The sequence below is a fragment of the Mesorhizobium koreense genome (genome assembly GCF_031656215.1).
Taxonomy (GTDB): Bacteria; Pseudomonadota; Alphaproteobacteria; order Rhizobiales; family Rhizobiaceae; genus Mesorhizobium_L; species Mesorhizobium_L koreense.
Genome location: NZ_CP134228.1, coordinates 115,556 through 135,211, shown reverse-complemented (window position 1 = coordinate 135,211; position 19,656 = coordinate 115,556). Strand labels below are relative to the sequence as shown.

Annotated in this window: 23 protein-coding genes; 12 read left to right on the top strand and 11 right to left on the bottom strand. The window is 63.6% G+C overall.

Going from position 1 to position 19,656, the window contains the following annotated elements:
- Positions 1-58 precede the first annotated feature (58 nt).
- Entirely contained in the window at positions 59-382 is a 324-nt protein-coding gene (trxA, locus tag RBH77_RS00660; protein ID WP_311030198.1) for a thioredoxin, read from the top strand.
- 69 nt (positions 383-451) lie between these two features.
- Here trxA and RBH77_RS00655 read toward each other — a convergent pair whose 3' ends face one another.
- The 9 genes from RBH77_RS00655 to RBH77_RS00615 form a co-directional block, all read right to left on the bottom strand.
- Entirely contained in the window at positions 452-1,783 is a 1,332-nt protein-coding gene (locus RBH77_RS00655) for a bifunctional folylpolyglutamate synthase/dihydrofolate synthase (protein ID WP_311030197.1), read from the bottom strand.
- A gap of 41 nt (positions 1,784-1,824) precedes the next feature.
- Complete coding sequence (accD, locus tag RBH77_RS00650) at positions 1,825-2,763, bottom strand: acetyl-CoA carboxylase, carboxyltransferase subunit beta (RefSeq protein WP_311030196.1); 939 nt, start codon at positions 2,761-2,763, stop codon at positions 1,825-1,827.
- A 37-nt stretch (positions 2,764-2,800) separates the two neighbouring features.
- Entirely contained in the window at positions 2,801-3,640 is an 840-nt protein-coding gene (trpA, locus tag RBH77_RS00645; protein WP_311030195.1) for a tryptophan synthase subunit alpha, read from the bottom strand.
- Positions 3,637-4,062, bottom strand: a complete 426-nt coding sequence (arsC, locus tag RBH77_RS00640; RefSeq protein ID WP_311030194.1) for an arsenate reductase (glutaredoxin) — start codon at positions 4,060-4,062, stop codon at positions 3,637-3,639. The genes trpA and arsC overlap by 4 nt, the downstream gene beginning before the upstream one ends.
- Positions 4,062-5,282, bottom strand: a complete 1,221-nt coding sequence (gene trpB, locus RBH77_RS00635) for a tryptophan synthase subunit beta (RefSeq protein ID WP_311030193.1) — start codon at positions 5,280-5,282, stop codon at positions 4,062-4,064. The genes arsC and trpB overlap by 1 nt, the downstream gene beginning before the upstream one ends.
- Before the next feature lie 201 nt (positions 5,283-5,483).
- Positions 5,484-6,143 carry a phosphoribosylanthranilate isomerase gene (locus tag RBH77_RS00630; RefSeq protein ID WP_311032693.1) on the bottom strand — a complete coding sequence of 220 codons (660 nt, stop codon included), beginning with the start codon at positions 6,141-6,143 and terminating at the stop codon, positions 5,484-5,486.
- 45 nt (positions 6,144-6,188) lie between these two features.
- The gene (locus RBH77_RS00625) at positions 6,189-6,938 is read right to left on the bottom strand and encodes a M48 family metallopeptidase (protein ID WP_311030192.1); all 750 of its coding nucleotides are present in this window, start codon (positions 6,936-6,938) and stop codon (positions 6,189-6,191) included.
- A gap of 100 nt (positions 6,939-7,038) precedes the next feature.
- Positions 7,039-7,482, bottom strand: coding sequence for a DUF2852 domain-containing protein (locus tag RBH77_RS00620; protein WP_311030191.1), 444 nt, complete (start codon positions 7,480-7,482; stop codon positions 7,039-7,041).
- A 141-nt stretch (positions 7,483-7,623) separates the two neighbouring features.
- Positions 7,624-8,637: a 1-aminocyclopropane-1-carboxylate deaminase gene (locus RBH77_RS00615; protein ID WP_311030190.1), complete on the bottom strand. Its 1,014-nt coding sequence runs from the start codon at positions 8,635-8,637 to the stop codon at positions 7,624-7,626.
- Between the two features lie 146 nt (positions 8,638-8,783).
- On the opposite strand from RBH77_RS00615, the gene RBH77_RS00610 reads away from it, so the two are divergent.
- Entirely contained in the window at positions 8,784-9,263 is a 480-nt protein-coding gene (locus tag RBH77_RS00610) for an Lrp/AsnC family transcriptional regulator (protein WP_311030189.1), read from the top strand.
- A 23-nt stretch (positions 9,264-9,286) separates the two neighbouring features.
- On the opposite strand, the gene RBH77_RS00605 is transcribed toward RBH77_RS00610, so the two are convergent.
- A complete protein-coding gene (locus tag RBH77_RS00605) occupies positions 9,287-10,060 on the bottom strand; it encodes an alpha/beta hydrolase (RefSeq protein WP_311030188.1) in 774 nt (257 codons plus the stop codon).
- Positions 10,061-10,214: 154 nt separating this feature from the next.
- Between RBH77_RS00605 and infC the strand changes: the two genes are divergently transcribed.
- Positions 10,215-10,751, top strand: coding sequence for a translation initiation factor IF-3 (gene infC, locus RBH77_RS00600; protein WP_311032692.1), 537 nt, complete (start codon positions 10,215-10,217; stop codon positions 10,749-10,751).
- A gap of 115 nt (positions 10,752-10,866) precedes the next feature.
- The gene (locus tag RBH77_RS00595) at positions 10,867-11,490 is read left to right on the top strand and encodes a methyltransferase family protein (RefSeq protein ID WP_311030187.1); all 624 of its coding nucleotides are present in this window, start codon (positions 10,867-10,869) and stop codon (positions 11,488-11,490) included.
- Positions 11,491-11,547: 57 nt separating this feature from the next.
- On the opposite strand, the gene RBH77_RS00590 is transcribed toward RBH77_RS00595, so the two are convergent.
- Entirely contained in the window at positions 11,548-12,390 is an 843-nt protein-coding gene (locus tag RBH77_RS00590) for a DUF930 domain-containing protein (RefSeq protein ID WP_311030186.1), read from the bottom strand.
- Between the two features lie 327 nt (positions 12,391-12,717).
- Between RBH77_RS00590 and rpmI the strand changes: the two genes are divergently transcribed.
- From rpmI to RBH77_RS00550, 8 genes are all read left to right on the top strand, one after another.
- On the top strand, positions 12,718-12,927 hold the full coding sequence (rpmI, locus tag RBH77_RS00585) for a 50S ribosomal protein L35 (RefSeq protein WP_311030185.1): 210 nt from the start codon (positions 12,718-12,720) through the stop codon (positions 12,925-12,927).
- 40 nt (positions 12,928-12,967) lie between these two features.
- Positions 12,968-13,369: a 50S ribosomal protein L20 gene (rplT, locus tag RBH77_RS00580; protein WP_311030184.1), complete on the top strand. Its 402-nt coding sequence runs from the start codon at positions 12,968-12,970 to the stop codon at positions 13,367-13,369.
- A 136-nt stretch (positions 13,370-13,505) separates the two neighbouring features.
- Positions 13,506-14,603, top strand: a complete 1,098-nt coding sequence (gene pheS / locus RBH77_RS00575; RefSeq protein ID WP_311030183.1) for a phenylalanine--tRNA ligase subunit alpha — start codon at positions 13,506-13,508, stop codon at positions 14,601-14,603.
- 1 nt (position 14,604) lies between these two features.
- Entirely contained in the window at positions 14,605-15,036 is a 432-nt protein-coding gene (locus tag RBH77_RS00570) for a GFA family protein (RefSeq protein ID WP_311030182.1), read from the top strand.
- Positions 15,033-17,438, top strand: a complete 2,406-nt coding sequence (pheT, locus tag RBH77_RS00565; protein ID WP_311030181.1) for a phenylalanine--tRNA ligase subunit beta — start codon at positions 15,033-15,035, stop codon at positions 17,436-17,438. Before RBH77_RS00570 ends, pheT begins: the two co-directional genes overlap by 4 nt.
- A 5-nt stretch (positions 17,439-17,443) precedes the next feature.
- Entirely contained in the window at positions 17,444-18,286 is an 843-nt protein-coding gene (locus RBH77_RS00560; protein ID WP_311030180.1) for an aldo/keto reductase, read from the top strand.
- A gap of 67 nt (positions 18,287-18,353) precedes the next feature.
- Positions 18,354-18,923 (top strand): cytochrome b, encoded by a 570-nt coding sequence (locus RBH77_RS00555; RefSeq protein ID WP_311030179.1) that lies wholly within the window; start codon positions 18,354-18,356, stop codon positions 18,921-18,923.
- 100 nt (positions 18,924-19,023) lie between these two features.
- Positions 19,024-19,602 carry a YceI family protein gene (locus tag RBH77_RS00550; protein WP_311030178.1) on the top strand — a complete coding sequence of 193 codons (579 nt, stop codon included), beginning with the start codon at positions 19,024-19,026 and terminating at the stop codon, positions 19,600-19,602.
- Positions 19,603-19,656 lie beyond the last annotated feature (54 nt).

The window sequence follows — 19,656 nt, the reverse complement described above, 5'->3', positions numbered from 1 at the left end:
CTTGAACGCGCCTCCCGCCGCACCCACATAGCCGGCGACAACTTCAAAGGAATTTGAAATGGCTACCCAAAAGGTCGACAAGAACAATTTCCAGGCAGACGTGCTCCAGTCGTCCGAGCCGGTCGTCGTGGACTTCTGGGCGGAATGGTGCGGCCCCTGCAAGATGATCGCGCCGTCGCTGGAAGAGATCGCCGTCGAGCTCGACGGCAAGGTGAAGATCGCCAAGCTCAACATCGACGAGAACCCCGAGCTTGCCGCCCAGTTCGGTGTGCGCTCCATCCCCACGCTGATGATCTTCAAGGGCGGCGAAGTCGCCGACATGAAGGTCGGCGCGCTTCCCAAGACCGCGCTTTCCTCCTGGATCGGCGGCGCCGTCAACTGATTTCGGCATATATTTGCGACAAAGGCCCGGTGCGATCGCCGGGCCTTTCGTTTGCCGGCCACCTTATGGTCAGGCCGGCGGCGTGCCGTTATCGGCGAGCACTTCGCCTGCGAGATAGAGCGAGCCGCTGATGAGGATACGCGGCGGCGTCTCGTTGTCGTCCCATGTGTCGCGCAGCAGCTTCAGCGCATTCTCGACCGAAGCGACGGGTTCTGCCGACAGGCCGGCCTCGGTTGCCCGGATGGCCAGTTCGTCCGCCGGCACGCCGGCCTCGCTCATCCTGACCGGAACCGTGAACACGTGCCGCGCCATACCCTCGAAGGCACGGAAATAGCCGGTCTGGTCCTTGGTGTTGATCATGCCCGTTACGAGAAAGAGCGGCCGTGCCAGCCGCTCCTCCTGCGCCGCCATCGCCTCGGCGATGACCGTGCCCGCGCCGGGATTGTGGCCGCCGTCGAGCCAGAGTTCCGCCCCCTCGGGGGCAAGCTCCGTCAGCCGCCCGCTTGCAAGCCGTTGAAGCCGCCCCGGCCATTCCACGGCGCCCATGGCGAAGGCCGCGGCCTCGGGCGGAACGTTGAAGCCGGCCGCCCTGGCCGCCGCGATCGCGGCGGCCGCATTCGCGAATTGATGACGTCCCGGCAGCCTCGGCCGCGGCAGGTCGAGCAGGCCGGTTTCGTCCTGATAGACCATGTGGCCGTTCTCCTCGAAGGCGAGGAAATCCTGGCCGTAGACATGGAGCGGAGAGCCGAGCCGCTCCGCCGTTTCGACCAGAACGGTCCGCGCGGCCTCGAATTCCTGAGCGCCGACCACGACGGGCGCATCTTTCTTGATGATGCCGGCTTTTTCCGCCGCGATCAGTTCGACACGGTCGCCGAGATAGGCCTGGTGGTCGAGCGAGATCGGCATGATGACCGAGACGGCCGGCTGCCTGATGACGTTGGTGGCGTCGAACCGCCCGCCTAGCCCGACCTCGACGATGGCCGCGTCGGCCGGGTGCTCGGAGAAGAGCACGAACATCACCGCCGTCAGGATCTCGAAGACGGTGATCGTCTCGCCACGGTTGGCTTCCGCCACGCGTTGGATGGCGTCGGCGAATATATCGTCGGCGACGAAGCGCCCGCCGCCCGTCGCGGCCATCCGGTAGCGTTCGCACCAATGGACGAGATGCGGCGACGTGTGCACATGCACACGGTAGCCCGCGGCCTCCAGAAGTGCGCGCGAAAAGGCCGCCGCCGATCCCTTGCCGTTGGTGCCGGCGATGTGGATCACCGGCGGTATCCTGTCCTGCGGATTGCCCAATCTGTCGAGCAGCCGGCTGACACGTCCAAGCGAAAGGTCGAAACCTTTCGGGTGCAGCGTCATCAGCCGCTCGATTTCGATCTCGGCGGTTCGAGTCGCCATCTTATTGTCGTTCCTGAAAATCGGCGAGAGAAGCTGGGACCCTAAGCCTGTGCTCCGGCTTGCGTTTCGGGCCGCTGCGCTGGAGCAGGCGCTTCTTCCACCACTTCCGGGATGTCCGTTGCCTCGCTTTCGGGCAGCTTCAGCATCATCTTGAGAAGGCGTGCAATGGTGGGCCTGAGTTCCTTGCGCGAGACGATCATGTCGACCATGCCGTGCTTCATCAGATATTCGGAGCGCTGGAAGCCTTCCGGCAGCTTTTCCCGCAGTGTCTGCTCGATGACGCGCGGTCCCGCGAAGCCGATCAGCGCGCCGGGCTCAGCGATATGGATGTCGCCCAGCATCGCATAGGAGGCGGTGACGCCGCCCGTCGTCGGGTTGGTCAGCACCACGATATAGGGCAGGCCGGCCTCTTTCAGCCGGTCGACGGCGACCGTGGTGCGTGGAAGCTGCATGAGGGATAGCGTGCCTTCCTGCATGCGCGCGCCGCCGGATGCAGCGAACAGCACGAGCGGCCGCTCGCGTTTCACCGCTGTTTCGAAACCCTTGATGATCGCCTCGCCGGCCGCCATGCCGAGCGAGCCGCCCATGAAGGCGAAATCCTGCACGGTCGCGACGATCGGCAGCCCTTCGACCTCGCCGAGCGCGGTGAGGATCGCATCATCCATCCCGGTCTTGGCGCGGGCCTCCTTCAGCCGGTCGACATAGCGCTTCTCGTCGCGGAATTTCAGCGGATCGAGCGTGACTTTGGGATTTTCGAGTGTCTCGAACTTGCCCTCGTCGAAGAAATATTTGAGCCGTTCGCGCGCCGAAATGCGCATGTGGTGGCCGGAACCCGGGATGACGTACTGGTTCTCTTCCAGTTCCTTGTGGAAGATCATCTCGCCGGTCTCCGGATCCTTGATCCAGAGGTTTTCCGGCATGTCGCGCCGGCCGAGCATCGAATTCAGCTTCGGGCGAACGTAGTTGGTGATCCAGTTCATTGGTCTCTTTCTCGCTCGAAAGGCGAATGTGGGCGCTTTATTCGGCTGCCGCAAGGCGCGCGGAGCGAACGCCCTGCGCCAGCCCGTTGACGAGCGTGGCGACAGCCTCCGCCGGATCGGCCGTGCGACCGCCCTTGCCGTCGAGCACGTTGGCGACGGCGTTGACGATCGCCGTGCCGACGACGACGCCGTCGGCCGAAGCCCCTATGGCGCGCGCCTGTTCGGCCGTTTTTACGCCGAAGCCGACGCAGACCGGCAGTTCTGTATGCGCCTTGATGCGGCGGACCGCCGCCGATACCTTGCTTGTATCCGGCAGCGCCGATCCGGTGATGCCTGTCATCGACACGTAATAGACGAAACCCGACGTGTTCTGCAGCACGCGCGGCAGGCGCTTGTCGTCGGTGGTCGGCGTGGCCAGCCGGATGAAATTGACGCCGGCCTTGAGCGCCGGCAGGCAGAGTTCCGCATCCATCTCCGGCGGCAGGTCGACGACGATCAGCCCGTCGATGCCGGCCGCGCGCGCGTCATCGAGGAAACGCTGGACGCCGTAGATGTAGATCGGGTTATAGTAGCCCATCATGACGATCGGGGTCTCGTCATCCGCCTTGCGGAATTCGCGCGCCATGGCAAGCGTCTTCACCAGCGTCTGCCCGCCCTTGAGCGCTCGCAGTCCCGCCGCCTGGATCGCTGGGCCGTCGGCCATCGGGTCGGAAAAGGGCATGCCGAGTTCGATGATGTCGGCGCCGGCCCTCGGCAGCGCCTTCATGATCGCAAGCGAGGTATCGTAGTCCGGGTCGCCGCCCATGAAATAGGTGACGAGCGCCGGCCGGCCCTCCTGCTTGAGTTTCGCCATGCGGCGGTCGATGCGGGTGGTCATGCGTCTTTTCCATGTGCGGCGAAGTTTATGATTTCGCCGTCTTCCTTCGTGAAACTCTCCGGCAGTGATCCGGGTGGCAACAGAGCGGCAACTTCTTCCGAAGGCCGACATAAACGGGCACCGAAATCCGTTACCACGATCGGCCGATTCATCAGGATGGGATAGCGGACGACAAAATCGATGAGTTCATCGTCGCTCAACGCCGGATCGTCGAGACCGAGCTGATCATAAGGCGTACCCTTGCGCCGCAGGAGTTCGCGCACAGGCTGGCCGGTCTTGCCGAACAGGGCCTTGATCTGGTCGCGAGACAGCGGCGTGGCGAGATAGTTCACGATCGTCGGCTCCATGCCGGCATTCCGGATCATGGCGAGGACATTGCGGGACGTCCCGCATGCAGGGTTATGATAGATGGTGACCGTCATCAGATCTCCATACCCATCATGCTGGCCACTGTGTGTACATCTTTGTCGCCGCGGCCGGACAGGTTGACGATGACGATCTCGTCCTTCTTCATCTTGGGCGCGATCTTCATGGCGTGCGCGATGGCGTGCGCGGATTCCAGCGCCGGGATGATACCCTCCACCTTGGTCGTCACCTGGAAGGCTTCCAGCGCCTCGCCGTCGAGGATCGGCACATATTCGACGCGACCGGAATCGCGCAGCCAGGAGTGCTCCGGCCCGACGCCCGGATAGTCGAGCCCGGCCGAGATCGAATGGCCGTCCTTGATCTGCCCGTCTTCGTTCTGGAGCAGATAGGTACGGTTGCCGTGGAGCACCCCGGGTTTGCCGGCGTTCATCGAGGCGCAATGCTCGTCGCCGTCGAGCCCATGCCCGCCGGCCTCGATGCCGATGATCTTCACCTCGCGGTCGTCGAGGAAGGGATGGAAAAGCCCGATGGCATTGGAGCCGCCGCCGACCGCCGCGATGATGACATCCGGCAGCCGCCCTTCCTGTTCGAGGATTTGCGCGCGTGCCTCCGTGCCGATCACCGACTGGAACTCGCGTACCATTTCCGGATAGGGATGCGGTCCCGCCGCCGTGCCGATCAGGTAATAGGTGTCCTCGACATTGGTCACCCAGTCCCGAAGGGCTTCGTTCATGGCGTCTTTCAGCGTGCCGTGGCCGGCCGAGACCGGCTTGACCTCAGCGCCGAGCAGCTTCATGCGGAAGACGTTCGGCTTCTGCCGCTCGACGTCGGTCGCGCCCATATAGACGACGCAGGGCAGGCCGAAGCGCGCCGAGACGGTGGCCGAGGCGACGCCATGCTGGCCGGCGCCGGTCTCCGCGATGATGCGCTTCTTGCCCATACGCCTGGCGAGCAGGATCTGGCCGAGGCAATTGTTGATCTTGTGCGAGCCGGTATGGTTCAGATCCTCGCGCTTGAAATAGATTTTCGCCCCGCCGAGATGCCTCGTCAGGCCCTCTGCGAAATAGAGTTTCGAGGGCCGCCCGGCGTAGAAGGTCGAAAGCCCCTCGAGTTCCGCCTTGAAGGCAGGGTCGTTCCTGGCGGCGTTCCACTCATGCTCGAGGTCCAGGATGAGCGGCATCAGCGTCTCGGCTACGAAACGGCCGCCGAAAATGCCGAACATGCCCTGCTCGTCGGGTCCGGTGCGGAAGGAATTGGGTGACGCCGGCTTGCTCACGGCCGATCTCCTTGGATGGTACCTGGAGAAAGATGGCTTGGAACCGAATTGCCATCTTTCTCTAAGATTTTGTTTTGGAGCATGATCTTATCCAAAAAGTCTGCAACTTTTTGGGATCATGCCCTAGCGTGGCTTTCGCGCCCTTGCCCTTTGGCCGACGCATAAGCCGTTCCCGAGCCAAAAGTAAACCGCTTCGAGGCTTCAAGCAGCCCGGTTTTTCCGCGCACCGGCAACCGCCCGGAAGAACGCCTCGATCAGGCGGACATCCTTGACGCCGGGCGCGCTTTCGACACCGGAGGATATGTCGATGCCCGAAGGCTGCGCGATCGCAAGCGCCTCGGTGATGTTGGAAGCATTCAAACCGCCGGAAAGCATGTAGGGGATCGCCGGATCGACCCCTGACAAAAGCCGCCAGTCGAATGCAAGGCCGTTGCCACCCGGAAGCTCCGCACCTTTCGGCGGCTTCGCGTCGAAGAGCAGACGGTCGGCGATGCCTGCATAGTCGGCGATGCGGTCAAGGTCGGATCTTTCGCGGATGGAAAGTGCCTTCATGACGGAAAGGCCATAGCGCGCTTTGAGTTCCGTCACGCGGGCGGGGCTCTCGGAACCGTGCAATTGCAGCACGTCAGGCGCGACGGCATTCACGATCCCGTCGAGCGCCGCGTCGTCGGCATCGACGGTGACGGCGACCGCCTTCGCCTTGCCGTCGGCGAGCCTGCGCAACCGACCGGCTTCGGCCGGCTCGATATTGCGCGGGCTTTTCGGGAAGAAGATGAAGCCGACATGGCTCGCGCCACCGGCGAGCGCCGCCGCCAGCGCCTCTTCCGTCCTGAGGCCGCAGATCTTGATGTCCATGGGCAGGAAATGCCACTTCTGCCGGAAAGAGTCGAGGGGTTCCGCCGTTCTCTACCCAAACCCGATCGCCTGAAGCGCGCTGCCGTTGCGTTTCAGCCAGGCGCGGCAGCGGTCGGTGTCGGGGCAGAGTTCGCGGCACAGCTTCCAGAATTTCGGCCCGTGGTTCATCTCCCTCAGATGCGCCACCTCATGCGCCACCAGATAGTCGATGACCGCCGGCGGCGCCATCATGATGCGCCAGGAAAAAGAGAGATTGCCGGCCGAGGAGCAGGAGCCCCAGCGGCTTGTCGTGTCCTTGAAGCGGATGGATTTGGCCCGGCGCCCGGCATTCGCCGTGTGCTTGTCGACCAGCGCCCCGATATCGCGCTTTGCTTCCCGCTTCAGGTAATCGGCGATGCGGCGGGTGAGGAACCGCCGGTCGCCGTGGACGATCAGAAGCGGCCCGTCATCGCCTATCGCGGTTTCGACGGTACCGCGCGAGAGTTCGTGCACGATCAGATGCGGCACGCCGCGGATCGGGATTTTCACGCCGGGACGGAGCATCGGCCGGTCGGGAAGTTTCGCGAGCCGCGCCTCCAGCCAACCCTGATGCCGGTCGAGGAAACGGTCGATCTCGGCCATGCGCATGCCGGGCGGCACGGTGACGCGCAGGCCCTGCCCGCCGGCGTCGATCCGGAGCGTCAGCCGCCTGGCGCGATCGTTCTCGACGATCCTGAGCGGCAGGCTGCGGCCAGCGACCTCGTGCGTGCGCTCCAGCGGCGCGGCAGGGCGGGTTGGCGATTTTCTCAGGAGGCTGAACATCGGCAGGAGAATAGATGATTCTCGGCTTTGCTGAGAGGTGGAATCGAAAACGGCGCCGGGGAGGACCCGACGCCGCTTTGCTTGATTATCGTCCGGTTGCTCAGGCCGTACCCGGCTCAGTGCCGGAGGCGTCCGGCGTCTGGCGGTCGCGCGCCTTGCGCTCGCGCTCGGCCATGAAGCGGTCGAATTCATCCTGGTCCTTGGCGCGGCGAAGCTCGCGCGCATATTCGTCGAATTCGTCCCGCATCTCGTCGAGCTTGCGGCGCTCCTCGGCGAGGCGCTCGAGTTCCTTCTCGCGCCAGTCGTCGAAGGCCACGTTGCCGGTACGGGCAAAGCCGCTGCGCCTCGCATGCCGGCCGCGGCAGCCACCGAAGACGCTGTCGCGAGTGCGGCTGACATCGCGCTTGAACCCGTCGAGCCGGTCGCCCCAGATGATATAGGCAATCATGGCCAGCCCCAGCGGCCAGAACACCATGAAGCCGATGATCATCAGCGCGATGGTCGCCGGCGTCCAGGCAGGGCGGATCATTGCGGTTGCGTTCATATCTCCCGTTCCTTTGTTGCGGGGCAGCCAACCCGATGACTGCCTTGAAATCGAAATGGTTACGGTCGGAAAGCCTTTCAAGGCGACGCGACCGAAAACCGGATAAGCAACTGAAACGGAAACGGAAAATCGGTATGCCTGTTAGCCGTTGCGATAGATGTAGCTGTAGCCGTTGATCGCGGGCACGCCGCCGAGATGCGCGTAAAGCACTTTCGAACCGGCAGGGAAGAAGCCCTTGCGGGTGAGGTCGATCAAGCCCTGCATCGATTTCCCCTCATAGACCGGATCGGTCATCATGCCCTCGGTGCGCGCGGCAAGCCGGATCGCCTCGTTGGTCTCCTCCGACGGAACGCCGTAGCAGGGATAGGCGTAGTCCTCCTTGAGCACGATATCTTCCTCGGTGATGGCGCGGCCGAGCCCGACGAATTCGGCGGTGTTGCGCGCGATGTCGAGCACCTGCGCCTTCGTCTGTGCCGGCGTCGCCGAGGCGTCGATGCCGATGACGTTGCGGGAGCGGCTATCCTTGGCGAAACCGACTACCATGCCGCCATGGGTGGAGCCGGTGACGGTGCACACGACGATGTAATCGAAGGTAAAGCCGAGTTCCGCCTCCTGCGTCCGCACCTCCTCGGCAAAGCCGACATAGCCGAGCCCGCCGAATTTGTGGACCGACGCGCCGGCCGGGATCGGGTAGGGCTTGCCGCCTTTTGCCTTGACGTCCTCCAGCGCCCGTTCCCAGCTTTCACGGATGCCGATGTCGAAACCTTCTTCGACGAGTTCGATCTCGGCACCCATCACGCGACTCATGAGTATGTTGCCCACGCGGTCATAGACGGCGTCCGGAAAGGGCACCCAGCTTTCCTGCACCAGCCGGCACTTCATGCCGATCTTCGCCGCCACCGCCGCAACCTGCCGCGTGTGGTTGGACTGCACGCCGCCGATGGTGACGAGTGTATCGGCCCCGGCCGCGATGGCGTCGGGCACGATGTATTCGAGCTTGCGGATCTTGTTGCCGCCGAAGGCGAGTCCCGAATTGCAGTCATCGCGCTTGGCGAAGATGTCGACCGTGCCGCCGAGCGCCGCCGAGAGGCGGGGAAGATGCTGGATCGGCGTCGGACCGAAAGTGAGCGGATAGCGTTCAAATTTGTCGAGCATCGGTGAGCGGTTCCCTGTGGATTTTCGATGTGGCCGACATTACAGGAGAGCGCGTGGAATGTGCTCTCATAGATGGCGCCATTATTTTCCAGATCATTTGACACAGGCTTGGAAACCGAATGAAACCGATACAAAACCCTCCTAAGATGGAAGTTTCTTCCGGGAGCTGGGATCTTGATCGCATCGACATGAAGCTGATGCGGCTTCTGCAGCAAGACGGTCGCCTCACCAATGCGGATCTGGCCAAGAAGGCAGGTATCAGCGCGGCGACCTGCCACCGGCGCACGCAGCGGCTTTTCGAGGAAGGGTTCATCCGTTCGGTGCGCGCCGAAATCGAGCCCGGCCGTGTCGATCGTGGCGCACTTGTCATGGTGGGCGTCGTGCTCGACCGCTCGACGCCGGAAAGCTTCTCGGCATTCGAACAGGCGGCGCGAAAGCTCTCCTTCGTGCTCGACTGCCATCTCGTGGCCGGCGATTTCGACTATTTCCTCAAGATCAGGCTGCGCGACATGTCGGAGTTCAACCGCCTGCACGGCGAACAGTTGATCGCGCTTCCGGGCATTCGCCAGACGCGCACCTTCTTCGTCATCAAGGAAGTCGTGGACAACGCGCCGCTCGATTTTTGAGGGGCGGCGTCGAGCAAAAGGCCTTATCCGACCTGCCCCACCATGCCTTCCACGGTGCGCACCAGCATGTCGAGGTCCTGCGGCCGCGACAGGCGGTGGTCGCCGTCGCGCACCAGCGACAGCGTCACGTCGTCGGCCGGCAGGTGGTCGAGCAGTTTGAGCGCGTGGGCATAGGGCACGTCCGGGTCCGCCATGCCCTGCAGCACATGGATCGGGCAATGCGTGTCGATGATGCCTTCGAGCACGCGGTTCGTCCGCCCGTCCTCGATCAGCGCGCGCGTATAGATGTTCGGTTCGGGTGAGTATTCCGAATGTTCCTCGACGAAACCTTTCGTTTCGAGGTCCTTGCGCAGTTCGTCCGTCAGTTGCGGCTCGATCAGTTCGATCGTGAAATCCGGCGCCGGCGCGATCAGCACGAGGCCGGCGACACGGTCGCCTTCGCCCGTCTTTCTGAGTTCCTGGATCATCCTAAGCGCGATCCAACCGCCCATCGAGGAGCCGACCAGGATCTGCCTTCCATGCGTGAAGGCACGAAAGACGGCGAGGCTTTCGCCAAGCCAGCGCGAGATCGTGCCGTCCTCGAAGCGGCCGCCGCTTTCGCCGTGACCGGAATAATCGTGGCGGGTGAATTCATGGCCGGAAGACGCAGCCCACGCGTCGAGCGTTTCGGCCTTGGTGCCGACCATGTCGGACCGGTAGCCGCCGAGCCAGACGAGGCCCGGCGCCTTTCCGTCGCGATGGCGCACCGCGATCGATGCATCGGAGACTTCGATCAGCGACGGTTGCGCGGCGGCCATGATGCTTCCCGGTTTCCCTGGCCAATCCCTGTTTGGCGGCGGCGTGATTCTTTCATTCGGCTGTGCTATTGACAGATTCCGCACGGTAACGACATAGGCGAAGTATGCCGCGCGGCCACAATTCGCGTGAAAACAGTTCAAGGAGAACACGACCATTCGCCGACCATTCAAATCGACAGCCCCCGTCAAGGAAGGCCCGCGTTCGAACAGGGATATCAAGGTCCCGAGAGTCCAGCTCATCGACGTCGAAGGAAACAATCTGGGGCCTACGTCCATCGATGACGCTATCCGCATGGCCGAAGAGGCCGGTCTCGATCTCGTCGAGATAGCACCCAATTCCGAGCCGCCCGTTGCCAAGATCACCGATCTCGGCAAGCTCAAATATCAGAGCCAGAAGAAAGCCGCCGAGGCGCGCAAGCGCCAGAAGACCATCGAGATCAAGGAGATCAAGATGCGTCCCAACATCGACACCCACGATTACGAGGTGAAGATGAGGGCGGTGCGCCGCTTCTTCGACGAGGGCGACAAGGTGAAGCTGACCTTGCGTTTCCGCGGCCGCGAGATGGCGCATCTGGAACTCGGCATGCAGCTGCTCAACCGCGTCCGCGAGGAGGTCGAGCCGATCGCCAAGGTCGAGGCCGAGCCGAAGCTGGAAGGCCGCCAGATGATGATGGTGCTGTCGCCGCGCTGACGGCGCGGCGGGCAGGCCAAGGCGGCTTGCCGGATGGGGATAGGTGGGCCGCCTCAAATCCGCTTCTTTTCCGGTGTCCCTCCCACGGGCGCAACACGAAGGGCAGGGCGCTTTCATGTCGACCGCTTCCGCCAAATCCCTTTCCGGCTATCAGTACGCACGCCGCGTGGTGCTGTTCCTTCTGTTGCTTGTCGCCTTTGGCGCCCTGCTCTTTGTCGGTTCCTATCCGGAGCGCGGCGAATTCCATGAATTCGTCGAAGCCTTCGGCGTCAGCCTGATCGGGGTCGCCATCGTCGGCAGGCTATGGTGCACGCTTTATATCGGCGGACGGAAATCGGCCGAGATCGTCTCCGACGGTCCCTATTCCATCGTCCGCAACCCGCTTTACGTCTTCTCGGCGATCGGAGCCGCCGGTGCCGGCGCGCAGACCGGCAGCGTCGTCGTGGCGCTGATCTTCGGCATCGTGACGGCGCTCGCCTTCATCATCGTTGCGCGGCGCGAGGAGACTTTCCTGCACGAGAAATTCGGCGCCGCCTTCGACAGCTATTGCGCCCGTGTACCGCGCATACTGCCGAAATTCTCCCTCTACCGGGATTCCGCCACCATCGTCGTGACCCCGAAGCGGCTCTACACGACCTTCTTCGACAGTCTCGTATTCTTCACCGCCATGCCGGTCTTCGAGTTCGTCGAGCATTTGCAGATTCACGGCATACTGCCGGTCCTGTTGCGTTTGCCGTAGCAGAGCAGTCGACCCAGGCGGTGACCGAACCGGTCCGGGATTGGAAGAAGCGCGGCACTATTGCGTCGGCAGCCCTCGGCGCGCCCATTCGCTCGGCGGGATCGGCCCGCCCACATGGAAAGCAAAGGACTGGACCTTGGTCGCTTCCTTGTCGAGCACGCAGCGGTAGCTCAGGTCGTACCACTCGCCGTGGATGCGGAAGGCCGCCCTTTGGATATCCATGACCGTTCCGCTCGTCAGCCGGTAGGCAGGCAGCAAATCCGGAAAATAGGGAGGCGAGGCGTTGAGCAATTGGTCGCGCAACTCCGTAACGCATAGCCAGCCGCCCCGCTCGTCGCGTGGCATGTTGTGCATCGCCGTCGTCGCTCTCGGGTCGTCCGTGGCCGCTCGGGAAAACAGCTTCTTCGCCTCCTGAAGCTTCACCCTGTCCAGCGTCTTGCGGGCCTTGGAAGCTTTCTCGGGCGCGGCGGGCTGCATATCCGCATTCCCGGCGCTCGTCGCAGTCAGGATCTGCGCTGCCGAAGGGGTTTTCTTGCCGGGATCGTCACGCGCGGCGGATGCTTTCGCCGGATCCTCCGGGCTGTCGCCGTCCGTGGACTTGCGCGGACCGGCGTCCTTCTCGCCGAATTGGAAGACGGGCCGGAGCGTGGGTATGGGTCTCGGTCGGGCGGCGCCATTTTCCGCTGGAGGCGGCGTTTCGGCCGTCGTCTTGTCCGGCTTTTGGGGCGGTTGCTTCTCCGCCGGCGGCGCAGGCGGGGCCTTCTTGGGTGTCTCCGGCTTGGGCGGCGGCACGAGATCGACGGATATCGCCTGGTCTTCCTGCGGGTGCGGGAGCGATATCGGCAGCCCGAATATCAGGAGCGCAATGGCGAGCGAATGCACAGCAAGCGAAGCAGGCAATGCCCACCTGCGCGTCCAATGCGGATCCCGGCTGTCTTCGCTCATCGTTACGGGTGTGGAGCAGAATCTTGCGGCAATTTCGACCGAATTTAGGAGTGCCGACCCTAACGTTTCAATCGCTGGCGGGACAATGCCGCTCGCGCTGCGTCGACGAGGTCCCGGCCTGTTGCGCTTTTTCTTTCGCGCGGCTATAAGGCCGCCGTTCTGGAACCGTCCGGCAGGGCATGCCGTGGCGGTTCGTAATGCTTTTCGGGCCATGCTCCTCTCGGATCGTGATTGGGCCGAAGCGAATAAGCGCCATCGTGCGCATCTAAGAAGGAAAGCAAAATGCCCAAGATGAAGACCAAATCGGCCGCCAAGAAGCGGTTCAAGATCACCGGCACCGGCAAGGTGCTGTCGGCTGCCGCCGGCAAGCGCCACGGCATGATCAAGCGCTCGAACAAGTTCATTCGCGATGCTCGCGGCACCATGGTTCTTGCCGAACCTGATGCCAAGAAGGTCATCAAGAATTTTCTTCCCAACGGTGGCGGCCTCTGAGCCAAGCCGAAGAACCGAGCGTTTTTAAGGAGATCATGACATGGCACGCGTCAAAAGGGGCGTAACCGCCCACGCCAGGCACAAGAAGGTTCTGAAGGCCGCCAAGGGCTTTTACGGCCGCCGCAAGAATACCATCCGCATCGCCAAACAGGCGGTGGAGAAGTCGCTGCAATACGCCTATCGCGACCGCAAGGTCCGCAAGCGCAATTTCCGCGCGCTGTGGATCCAGCGCATCAACGCGGCGGTGCGTGAGCACGGCCTGACCTATGGCCGCTTCATCGACGGGCTGAACAAGGCCGGCATCGAGATCGACCGCAAGGTGCTTTCCGACATGGCGATCCACGAGCCGCAGGCTTTCGCCGCGCTGGTCGCGAAGTCGAAGGCGTCGCTTGAATATCTGAAAGATACCACGCCGAACGCTTTTGAAAGCGCTGTAGCCTAAGGCCACCGCGCTTCCCAAGCTTTTGAATTTGTGATTTGGGAAACCCGCGCTGGCAGGGCTGGCGCGGGTTTTTCTTTGCCGCCGACAGGACCAAATGGCGCCGCCATTGATGGCGCCCAACCGAAGAGAGTTCGCCGTGAACGCCGCCGCTGGAAATCTTGAAGCTCTGGAAAGCGCATTGGTTGCCGAGATCGCCGCCGCCGGCGATGAAGCGGCCATCGAGGCCGTGCGTGTCTCGGCCCTTGGCAAGAAGGGGTCGGTTTCCGAACTTCTGAAGACGCTCGGCTCCATGAGCGCCGAGGAGCGGCAGGTCCAGGGTCCGGCGATCAACGGGCTGAAAACCCGCGTGACAGATGCACTGGCTGCCCGCCGCGCCGAATTGCGTGACGCCGCCGTCACCGCACGGCTTGCCGCGGAGAAGGTCGATGTGACCCTGCCCGTGCGGCAATCGCCGGCCGAACGCGGACGCATCCATCCGATCAGCCAGGTTATCGACGAGATCGCCGCCATCTTCGGCGATCTCGGCTTCTCGATCGCCGAGGGGCCGGACATCGAGACGGACTATTACAATTTCACCGCGCTGAATTTTCCGGAAGGCCATCCGGCGCGCGAGATGCACGACACCTTCTTCTTCAATCCGGACGAGAAGGGCGAACGCAAACTTCTGAGGACGCACACTTCTCCCGTTCAGATCCATACTATGGAGGCCCAGAAGCCGCCGATCCGCATCGTCATCCCCGGCAAGACATACCGGCAGGATTCCGACGCAACCCATTCGCCGATGTTCCATCAGCTCGAAGGGCTGGTGGTCGACAAGACGGCGACGGTGGCCAACATGAAGTGGGTGCTGGAGGAGTTCTGCAAGGCCTTCTTCGAGGTGCCGTCGGTCGGCATGCGCTTCCGCCCGAGCTATTTCCCCTTCACCGAGCCAAGCCTGGAGGTCGATATCCAGTGCGATCGCTCGCGGCCGGGCGAGGTGCGCTTCGGCGAGGGCAACGACTGGATGGAGATCCTCGGCTGCGGCATGGTGCATTCGAATGTGCTGCGCTTCGGCGGGCTCGACCCGGACGAATATCAGGGCTTCGCCTGGGGCATGGGCATCGACCGCATCGCCATGCTGAAATACGGCATGCCGGATCTGCGCGCCTTCTTCGACGCCGACGTGCGCTGGCTCTCGCATTACGGTTTCCGCCCGCTCGACATTCCGACGCTCTTCGGAGGGCTGAGCAGCTAGAATGATGGAGGCCGAACTCCACAAAGGCTCCTGCCGCTGCGGCGCGGTGCGCTTCGAGGCGTCCGCCGAGCCGCATCATGTCAGCTATTGCCATTGCGCCGACTGCCGCAAGGCGACCGGCGCGCCGGTTTCCGCCTTTGTCGGCTTCCACGAGAACGAGGTGGAGTTTTCCGGCAAGGGGCCGAAGACCTTCCAGAACGGGCCGGTGACGCGGGGCTTCTGCGGCATTTGCGGCTCACCGCTCTACTATGTCGATGCCCGCCTGCCGGGAGAAATTTATTTCATGCTCGGCGCGATGGAGCAGCCGGCCTACTTCAAGCCGACCCTTCATGCCTATGTGCACGAGCAGCTTCCTTTCGTCCACATGCCGGACGGCCTCCCACGGCACCTGAAATCCAGCGTGCCGCGCCCTGATAACGGAACGGTAAAATGAAATTCACGCTCTCCTGGTTGAAGGACCATCTCGACACCGATGCGACGCTCGAAGAGATCACCGAGCGGCTGACCATGATCGGGCTCGAGGTCGAGCATGTCGACGACAAGGCCGCGCTGAAGCCCTTCGTCATCGCGAAAGTGCTGACTGCCGTGCAGCATCCCGACGCCGACCGCCTGCGCGTGCTGACCGTGGACATTGGTGCGGGCGATCCCATCCAGGTCGTGTGCGGCGCGCCCAACGCGCGTGCGGGCCTGGTCGGCGCCTTCGCGGCGCCGGGCACCTATGTGCCGGGTATCGACACCACGCTCTCGGTCGGCAAGATCAGGGGCGTCGAGAGCCGTGGCATGATGTGCTCCGAGCGCGAGCTTCAGCTTTCCGACGAGCATACCGGCATCATCGACCTGCCGGCCGATGCGCCGGTCGGCACAAGCTTCGCCGGATACGCCCATCTCGACGATCCCGCCATCGAGATCAATCTGACGCCGAACCGGCCGGACTGCACCAGCATCCACGGCATCGCCCGCGACCTCGCCGCCGCAGGGCTCGGCCGACTGAAGGGCGGCGCGATCGAACCGGTGCCGGGCAGCGGCGCGTGTCCGGTCAGGGTCACGATAGAGGCGCCGGACCTGTGCCCCGGCTTCGCGCTCAGGCTGGTTCGCGGCGTCAAGAACGGCCCCTCGCCGAAATGGATGCAGCAGCGCCTGATCGCGATCGGCCTGCGTCCGATCAACGCGCTGGTCGACATCACCAACTACGTAACCTTCGATCGCGGCAGGCCGCTGCATGTCTTCGACGCGGCCAAGGTCAAGGGGAATCTCGTCGTTCGCCGCGCGCGCCAAGGCGAGAAAGTGCTGGCGCTCGACGGCCGCGAATACGAGTTGACGCCGCAGATGTGCGCTATCGCCGACGACAGCAGCGTCGAATCCATCGCCGGCGTCATGGGCGGCGAGCATTCAGGCTGCGACGAGAATACGAAAGACGTGCTGATCGAATCCGCGCTCTGGGATCCCATGGCGACCGCCCGCACGGGCCGCGATCTCGGCATCATCACCGATGCGCGCTACCGCTTCGAGCGCGGTGTCGATCCGGAATTCATGGTGCCCGGCATCGAGCTTGCGACCCGCATGGTAATGGAGCTTTGCGGCGGGAGCCCGAGCGATAGGGAAGTGGTCGGCTATGCCGGGCCGCCGACGAAGGTCGTGAGCTTCCCCGTCGCGGAGGTGAAGCGGCTGACCGGCCTCGACGTATCGGCAGAAGAGAGCCTGTCGATCCTCGACCGGCTGGGCTTCAAGGCGCGCGGCAAGGGCAATGTCGTCGATATCGACGTGCCCTCCTGGCGGCCCGATGTCGATGGCAAGGCCGATCTCGTCGAGGAGGTCATGCGCATCCATGGCGTGAACAGGATCCCGTTCACGCCGATGGTGAGCCATGATGCAGTCAACGGCCGTATCCTGACCACGCTCCAGGTGCGCACCCGCGAGGCGCGCCGGGCGCTCGCCGTACGCGGCATGATGGAGGCCGTCACATGGTCCTTCATTCCCGCGAAGCACGCGGCGCTCTTCGGCGGTGGCAAGCCTGAACTCAAGCTCGCCAACCCGATCGCCGCCGACATGTCCGACATGCGTCCCTCGTTGCTGCCGGGGCTGCTCGCCGCCGCGCAGCGCAACGCCGATCGCGGTTTTGCCGATGTCGCCCTGTTCGAGGTCTCCGGCAGCTACGAGGGCGATACGCCCGATAAGCAGCGGCGCGCGGCGGCCGGTCTGAGGCGCGGCACGGCCAAGCTCGAGGGCTCGGGCCGCAACTGGTCCGGCAATGCCGGCCCGGTTGGCGTCTTCGATGCCAAGGCCGACGCACTTGCCGCGCTCGAAGCCGCCGGTGCGCCGGTCGACAAGCTGCAGGTCGAGGCGGGCGGGCCGGAATGGTATCATCCCGGCCGCTCCGGCACGATCAAGCTCGGACCGAAGAACGTGCTCGGCACCTTCGGCGAGTTCCACCCGAAGGCGCTGGAGGTGCTCGACGTCGACGGTCCGGTCTGCGGCTTCGAAGTCTTCATCGATGCCGTGCCGGAGCCGAAGCAGAAGGCGACCCGCACCAAGCCGCGCCTCGACCTTTCCGCCTTCCAGGCCGTGAAGCGCGACTTCGCCTTCGTGGTGGACCGCGCGGTGGATGCCGGCACCCTCGTGCGTGCGGCCGCCGCCGCTGACCGCAAGCTGGTCACAGGCATTTCGGTCTTCGACGTGTTCGAGGGCGCCTCGATCGGCGAAGGGAAGAAGTCGATCGCCATCGAGGTCGCCATCCAGCCGGTCGAACGGACGCTCACCGACGAGGATTTCGAGGCGCTCGCCGGTCGCATTGTCGAAAATGTGAAGAAGCAGACCGGCGGCGTTCTGCGCGGATGACCGGGATGGCCGACATGCGCATGGTCGACCTGCCCTCCGGCGAACAGGTGCCGGCGCTTGGCCAGGGCACCTGGCATATGGGCGAGAACCAGCGTCGGCGAGCGGACGAAGTCGCCGCATTGAAGCTCGGTATCGATCTCGGGATGACCCTGATCGACACGGCCGAGATGTATGCCTCGGGCGGCGCGGAGGAGGTGACGCGCGCGGCGATCGCAGGCCGCCGCAAAGAGGTATTCCTCGTCAGCAAGGTCCTGCCTTCCAATGCCTCGCGCGCCGGCATGATCCGCTCCTGCGAAGCGAGCCTCCGCCGCCTCGGCACCGACCGCATGGATCTCTATCTGCTCCATTGGCGTGGCGGCATCCCGCTCGCGGAGACCGTCGCGGCGTTCGAGGAACTGAAGCGCGCCGGCAAGATCCGCCATTGGGGCGTCAGCAATTTCGATACAAACGACATGGAGGAATTGCTCCGCGTGGGCGGTGGCGCCGCGGTACAGACCAATCAGATCCTCTACAACCTCTCCAGCCGCGGCATCGAATACGATCTGGTCCCGTGGTCGAACGAGCGCGGCATTCCGCTCATGGCTTATTCGCCGATAAACCAGGGGAGCCTGGGCAGGGAGCGCAGCCTGCAAGCCGTCGCCGAGAGACATGGCGTAACCACGACGCAGATCGCGCTCGCCTGGGTCCTGCGGCAGAAAGGCGTCATCGCCATTCCGAAGGCGGTCGAGCCCGATCACGTGCGTGAGAACAGGGCGGCGCTGGACATCGAACTGGACGAGGCCGACCTTGCCGAACTCGACCGCGCTTTTCCGCCACCAAGGCGCAAGGAGCCGCTGGCGATGATCTGACGGCTTGACTGCTTTTGCATGCCGGAAGAATTTCATTTTTTTTGGTACTCGCCGGTTGAATAGCCGCATGCTGCTGAATACCGAACGAAGCTATGGATGGATCGCGATCGTCCTGCACTGGACGATCGCGATCCTCATCGTCGGCCAGTGGACTCTGGGCAAGGTGATGAAGAACATCGCCGACCAGCGGCTCTCCTTCGACCTCATCCAGTGGCACAAATCCTTCGGTTTTTTCATTCTGGGGCTGGCCGTCCTGCGGCTCGCCTGGCGTCTGGTCAATCCGCGCCCGGCCCTGCCTGTTGAAATGGGCGGCCTGGAGCGACAGGCCGCCAACTGGACCCATCGCGCACTCTACGCGCTGATGTTCGTCATGCCGTTCACAGGCTGGGCGATCGCCTCGACAACGGTGCTCGATATTCCAACCTTCGCTTTCTACCTCTTTGTCATCCCGGATATGCCTATGGCGAAGTCGGATGCGGCCGAAGCGCTGTGGACATCGGTGCATCAGGCTCTCGGCTGGCTGCTGCTGGTGCTCGTGGTGCTGCATGTGGCGGCGGCGCTGCGCCACCATTTCCTGCTTCGCGACGGCGTTCTGTTGCGCATGCTGAAGCCGGACGCGTCATCGAAGGCGCAATGACGGGGATGTGCCAATGACGGGGATGTGATTGCGGGCCGCTTGGATCGTGATGGCGCTTGGGTCCATTATTTCGTCCGGGCGGCAACGGAAGCCGGGAACCATGATTTTCAGGAACGTGACGCTGGCGGCGGTCCTGCTGGCCAGCCTGTCTGCCCCGTCATGGGCGGCGGCGGTCGATCTGAAAGACGCTGCCGGCCGTTATGCGATCACACCCGTCGGCTCCAGCCTCGCCTTCGCCGTCGACAGCGTTGCCGGGAAGGGCATCAGCGGAAAGTTCGCGCAATATAGCGGTTTGATCGTCATTGACGGCGATATCGGGCGCTCCTCTGTTCGCATCACCATCATCCCCGCAAGCGTCGAGACCGGGCAGGACCGTGTCGACACGTTCCTTAAATCGAACGCGGTGTTCGACGTGGCAAACGAGCACGCGATCAGCTTCCGCTCGTCCAATGTCCGCCGGACAGGAGAAAGCTCCGCTATTATCACCGGTACACTGACGGCGCGCGGCCGCAGCAGGCCGGCAACTTTCCTGGCGGAACTCGAAGGCCTGAGCAGAGGGTCGATCAGCTTCCATGTCACTGGGAAGGTGCTGCGCTCGCCTTATGGTATGGATGCTGGCACGCCGATCTATTCCAATGTCGTGCAATTCGACATGATGCTGAAAGCGCGCCGGAAATAGCCGGCCGTTTGCCGGTGTCGGCTCTTTTATCTCATGTTCCCATCGCCCTGCCGC

What these genes read in the sequence shown, in the direction of transcription:
- trxA (WP_311030198.1), top strand. Translation starts at nt 59, where the DNA reads ATGGCTACCCAAAAGGTCGACAAGAACAATTTCCAGGCAGACGTGCTC.
- RBH77_RS00655 (WP_311030197.1), bottom strand. Translation starts at nt 1,783, where the DNA reads ATGGCGACTCGAACCGCCGAGATCGAAATCGAGCGGCTGATGACGCTG.
- accD (WP_311030196.1), bottom strand. Translation starts at nt 2,763, where the DNA reads ATGAACTGGATCACCAACTACGTTCGCCCGAAGCTGAATTCGATGCTC.
- trpA (WP_311030195.1), bottom strand. Translation starts at nt 3,640, where the DNA reads ATGACCACCCGCATCGACCGCCGCATGGCGAAACTCAAGCAGGAGGGC.
- arsC (WP_311030194.1), bottom strand. Translation starts at nt 4,062, where the DNA reads ATGACGGTCACCATCTATCATAACCCTGCATGCGGGACGTCCCGCAAT.
- RBH77_RS00625 (WP_311030192.1), bottom strand. Translation starts at nt 6,938, where the DNA reads ATGTTCAGCCTCCTGAGAAAATCGCCAACCCGCCCTGCCGCGCCGCTG.
- RBH77_RS00620 (WP_311030191.1), bottom strand. Translation starts at nt 7,482, where the DNA reads ATGAACGCAACCGCAATGATCCGCCCTGCCTGGACGCCGGCGACCATC.
- RBH77_RS00615 (WP_311030190.1), bottom strand. Translation starts at nt 8,637, where the DNA reads ATGCTCGACAAATTTGAACGCTATCCGCTCACTTTCGGTCCGACGCCG.
- RBH77_RS00610 (WP_311030189.1), top strand. Translation starts at nt 8,784, where the DNA reads ATGGAAGTTTCTTCCGGGAGCTGGGATCTTGATCGCATCGACATGAAG.
- RBH77_RS00605 (WP_311030188.1), bottom strand. Translation starts at nt 10,060, where the DNA reads ATGGCCGCCGCGCAACCGTCGCTGATCGAAGTCTCCGATGCATCGATC.
- RBH77_RS00595 (WP_311030187.1), top strand. Translation starts at nt 10,867, where the DNA reads ATGTCGACCGCTTCCGCCAAATCCCTTTCCGGCTATCAGTACGCACGC.
- rpmI (WP_311030185.1), top strand. Translation starts at nt 12,718, where the DNA reads ATGCCCAAGATGAAGACCAAATCGGCCGCCAAGAAGCGGTTCAAGATC.
- rplT (WP_311030184.1), top strand. Translation starts at nt 12,968, where the DNA reads ATGGCACGCGTCAAAAGGGGCGTAACCGCCCACGCCAGGCACAAGAAG.
- RBH77_RS00570 (WP_311030182.1), top strand. Translation starts at nt 14,605, where the DNA reads ATGATGGAGGCCGAACTCCACAAAGGCTCCTGCCGCTGCGGCGCGGTG.
- pheT (WP_311030181.1), top strand. Translation starts at nt 15,033, where the DNA reads ATGAAATTCACGCTCTCCTGGTTGAAGGACCATCTCGACACCGATGCG.
- RBH77_RS00560 (WP_311030180.1), top strand. Translation starts at nt 17,444, where the DNA reads ATGGCCGACATGCGCATGGTCGACCTGCCCTCCGGCGAACAGGTGCCG.
- RBH77_RS00555 (WP_311030179.1), top strand. Translation starts at nt 18,354, where the DNA reads ATGCTGCTGAATACCGAACGAAGCTATGGATGGATCGCGATCGTCCTG.
- RBH77_RS00550 (WP_311030178.1), top strand. Translation starts at nt 19,024, where the DNA reads ATGATTTTCAGGAACGTGACGCTGGCGGCGGTCCTGCTGGCCAGCCTG.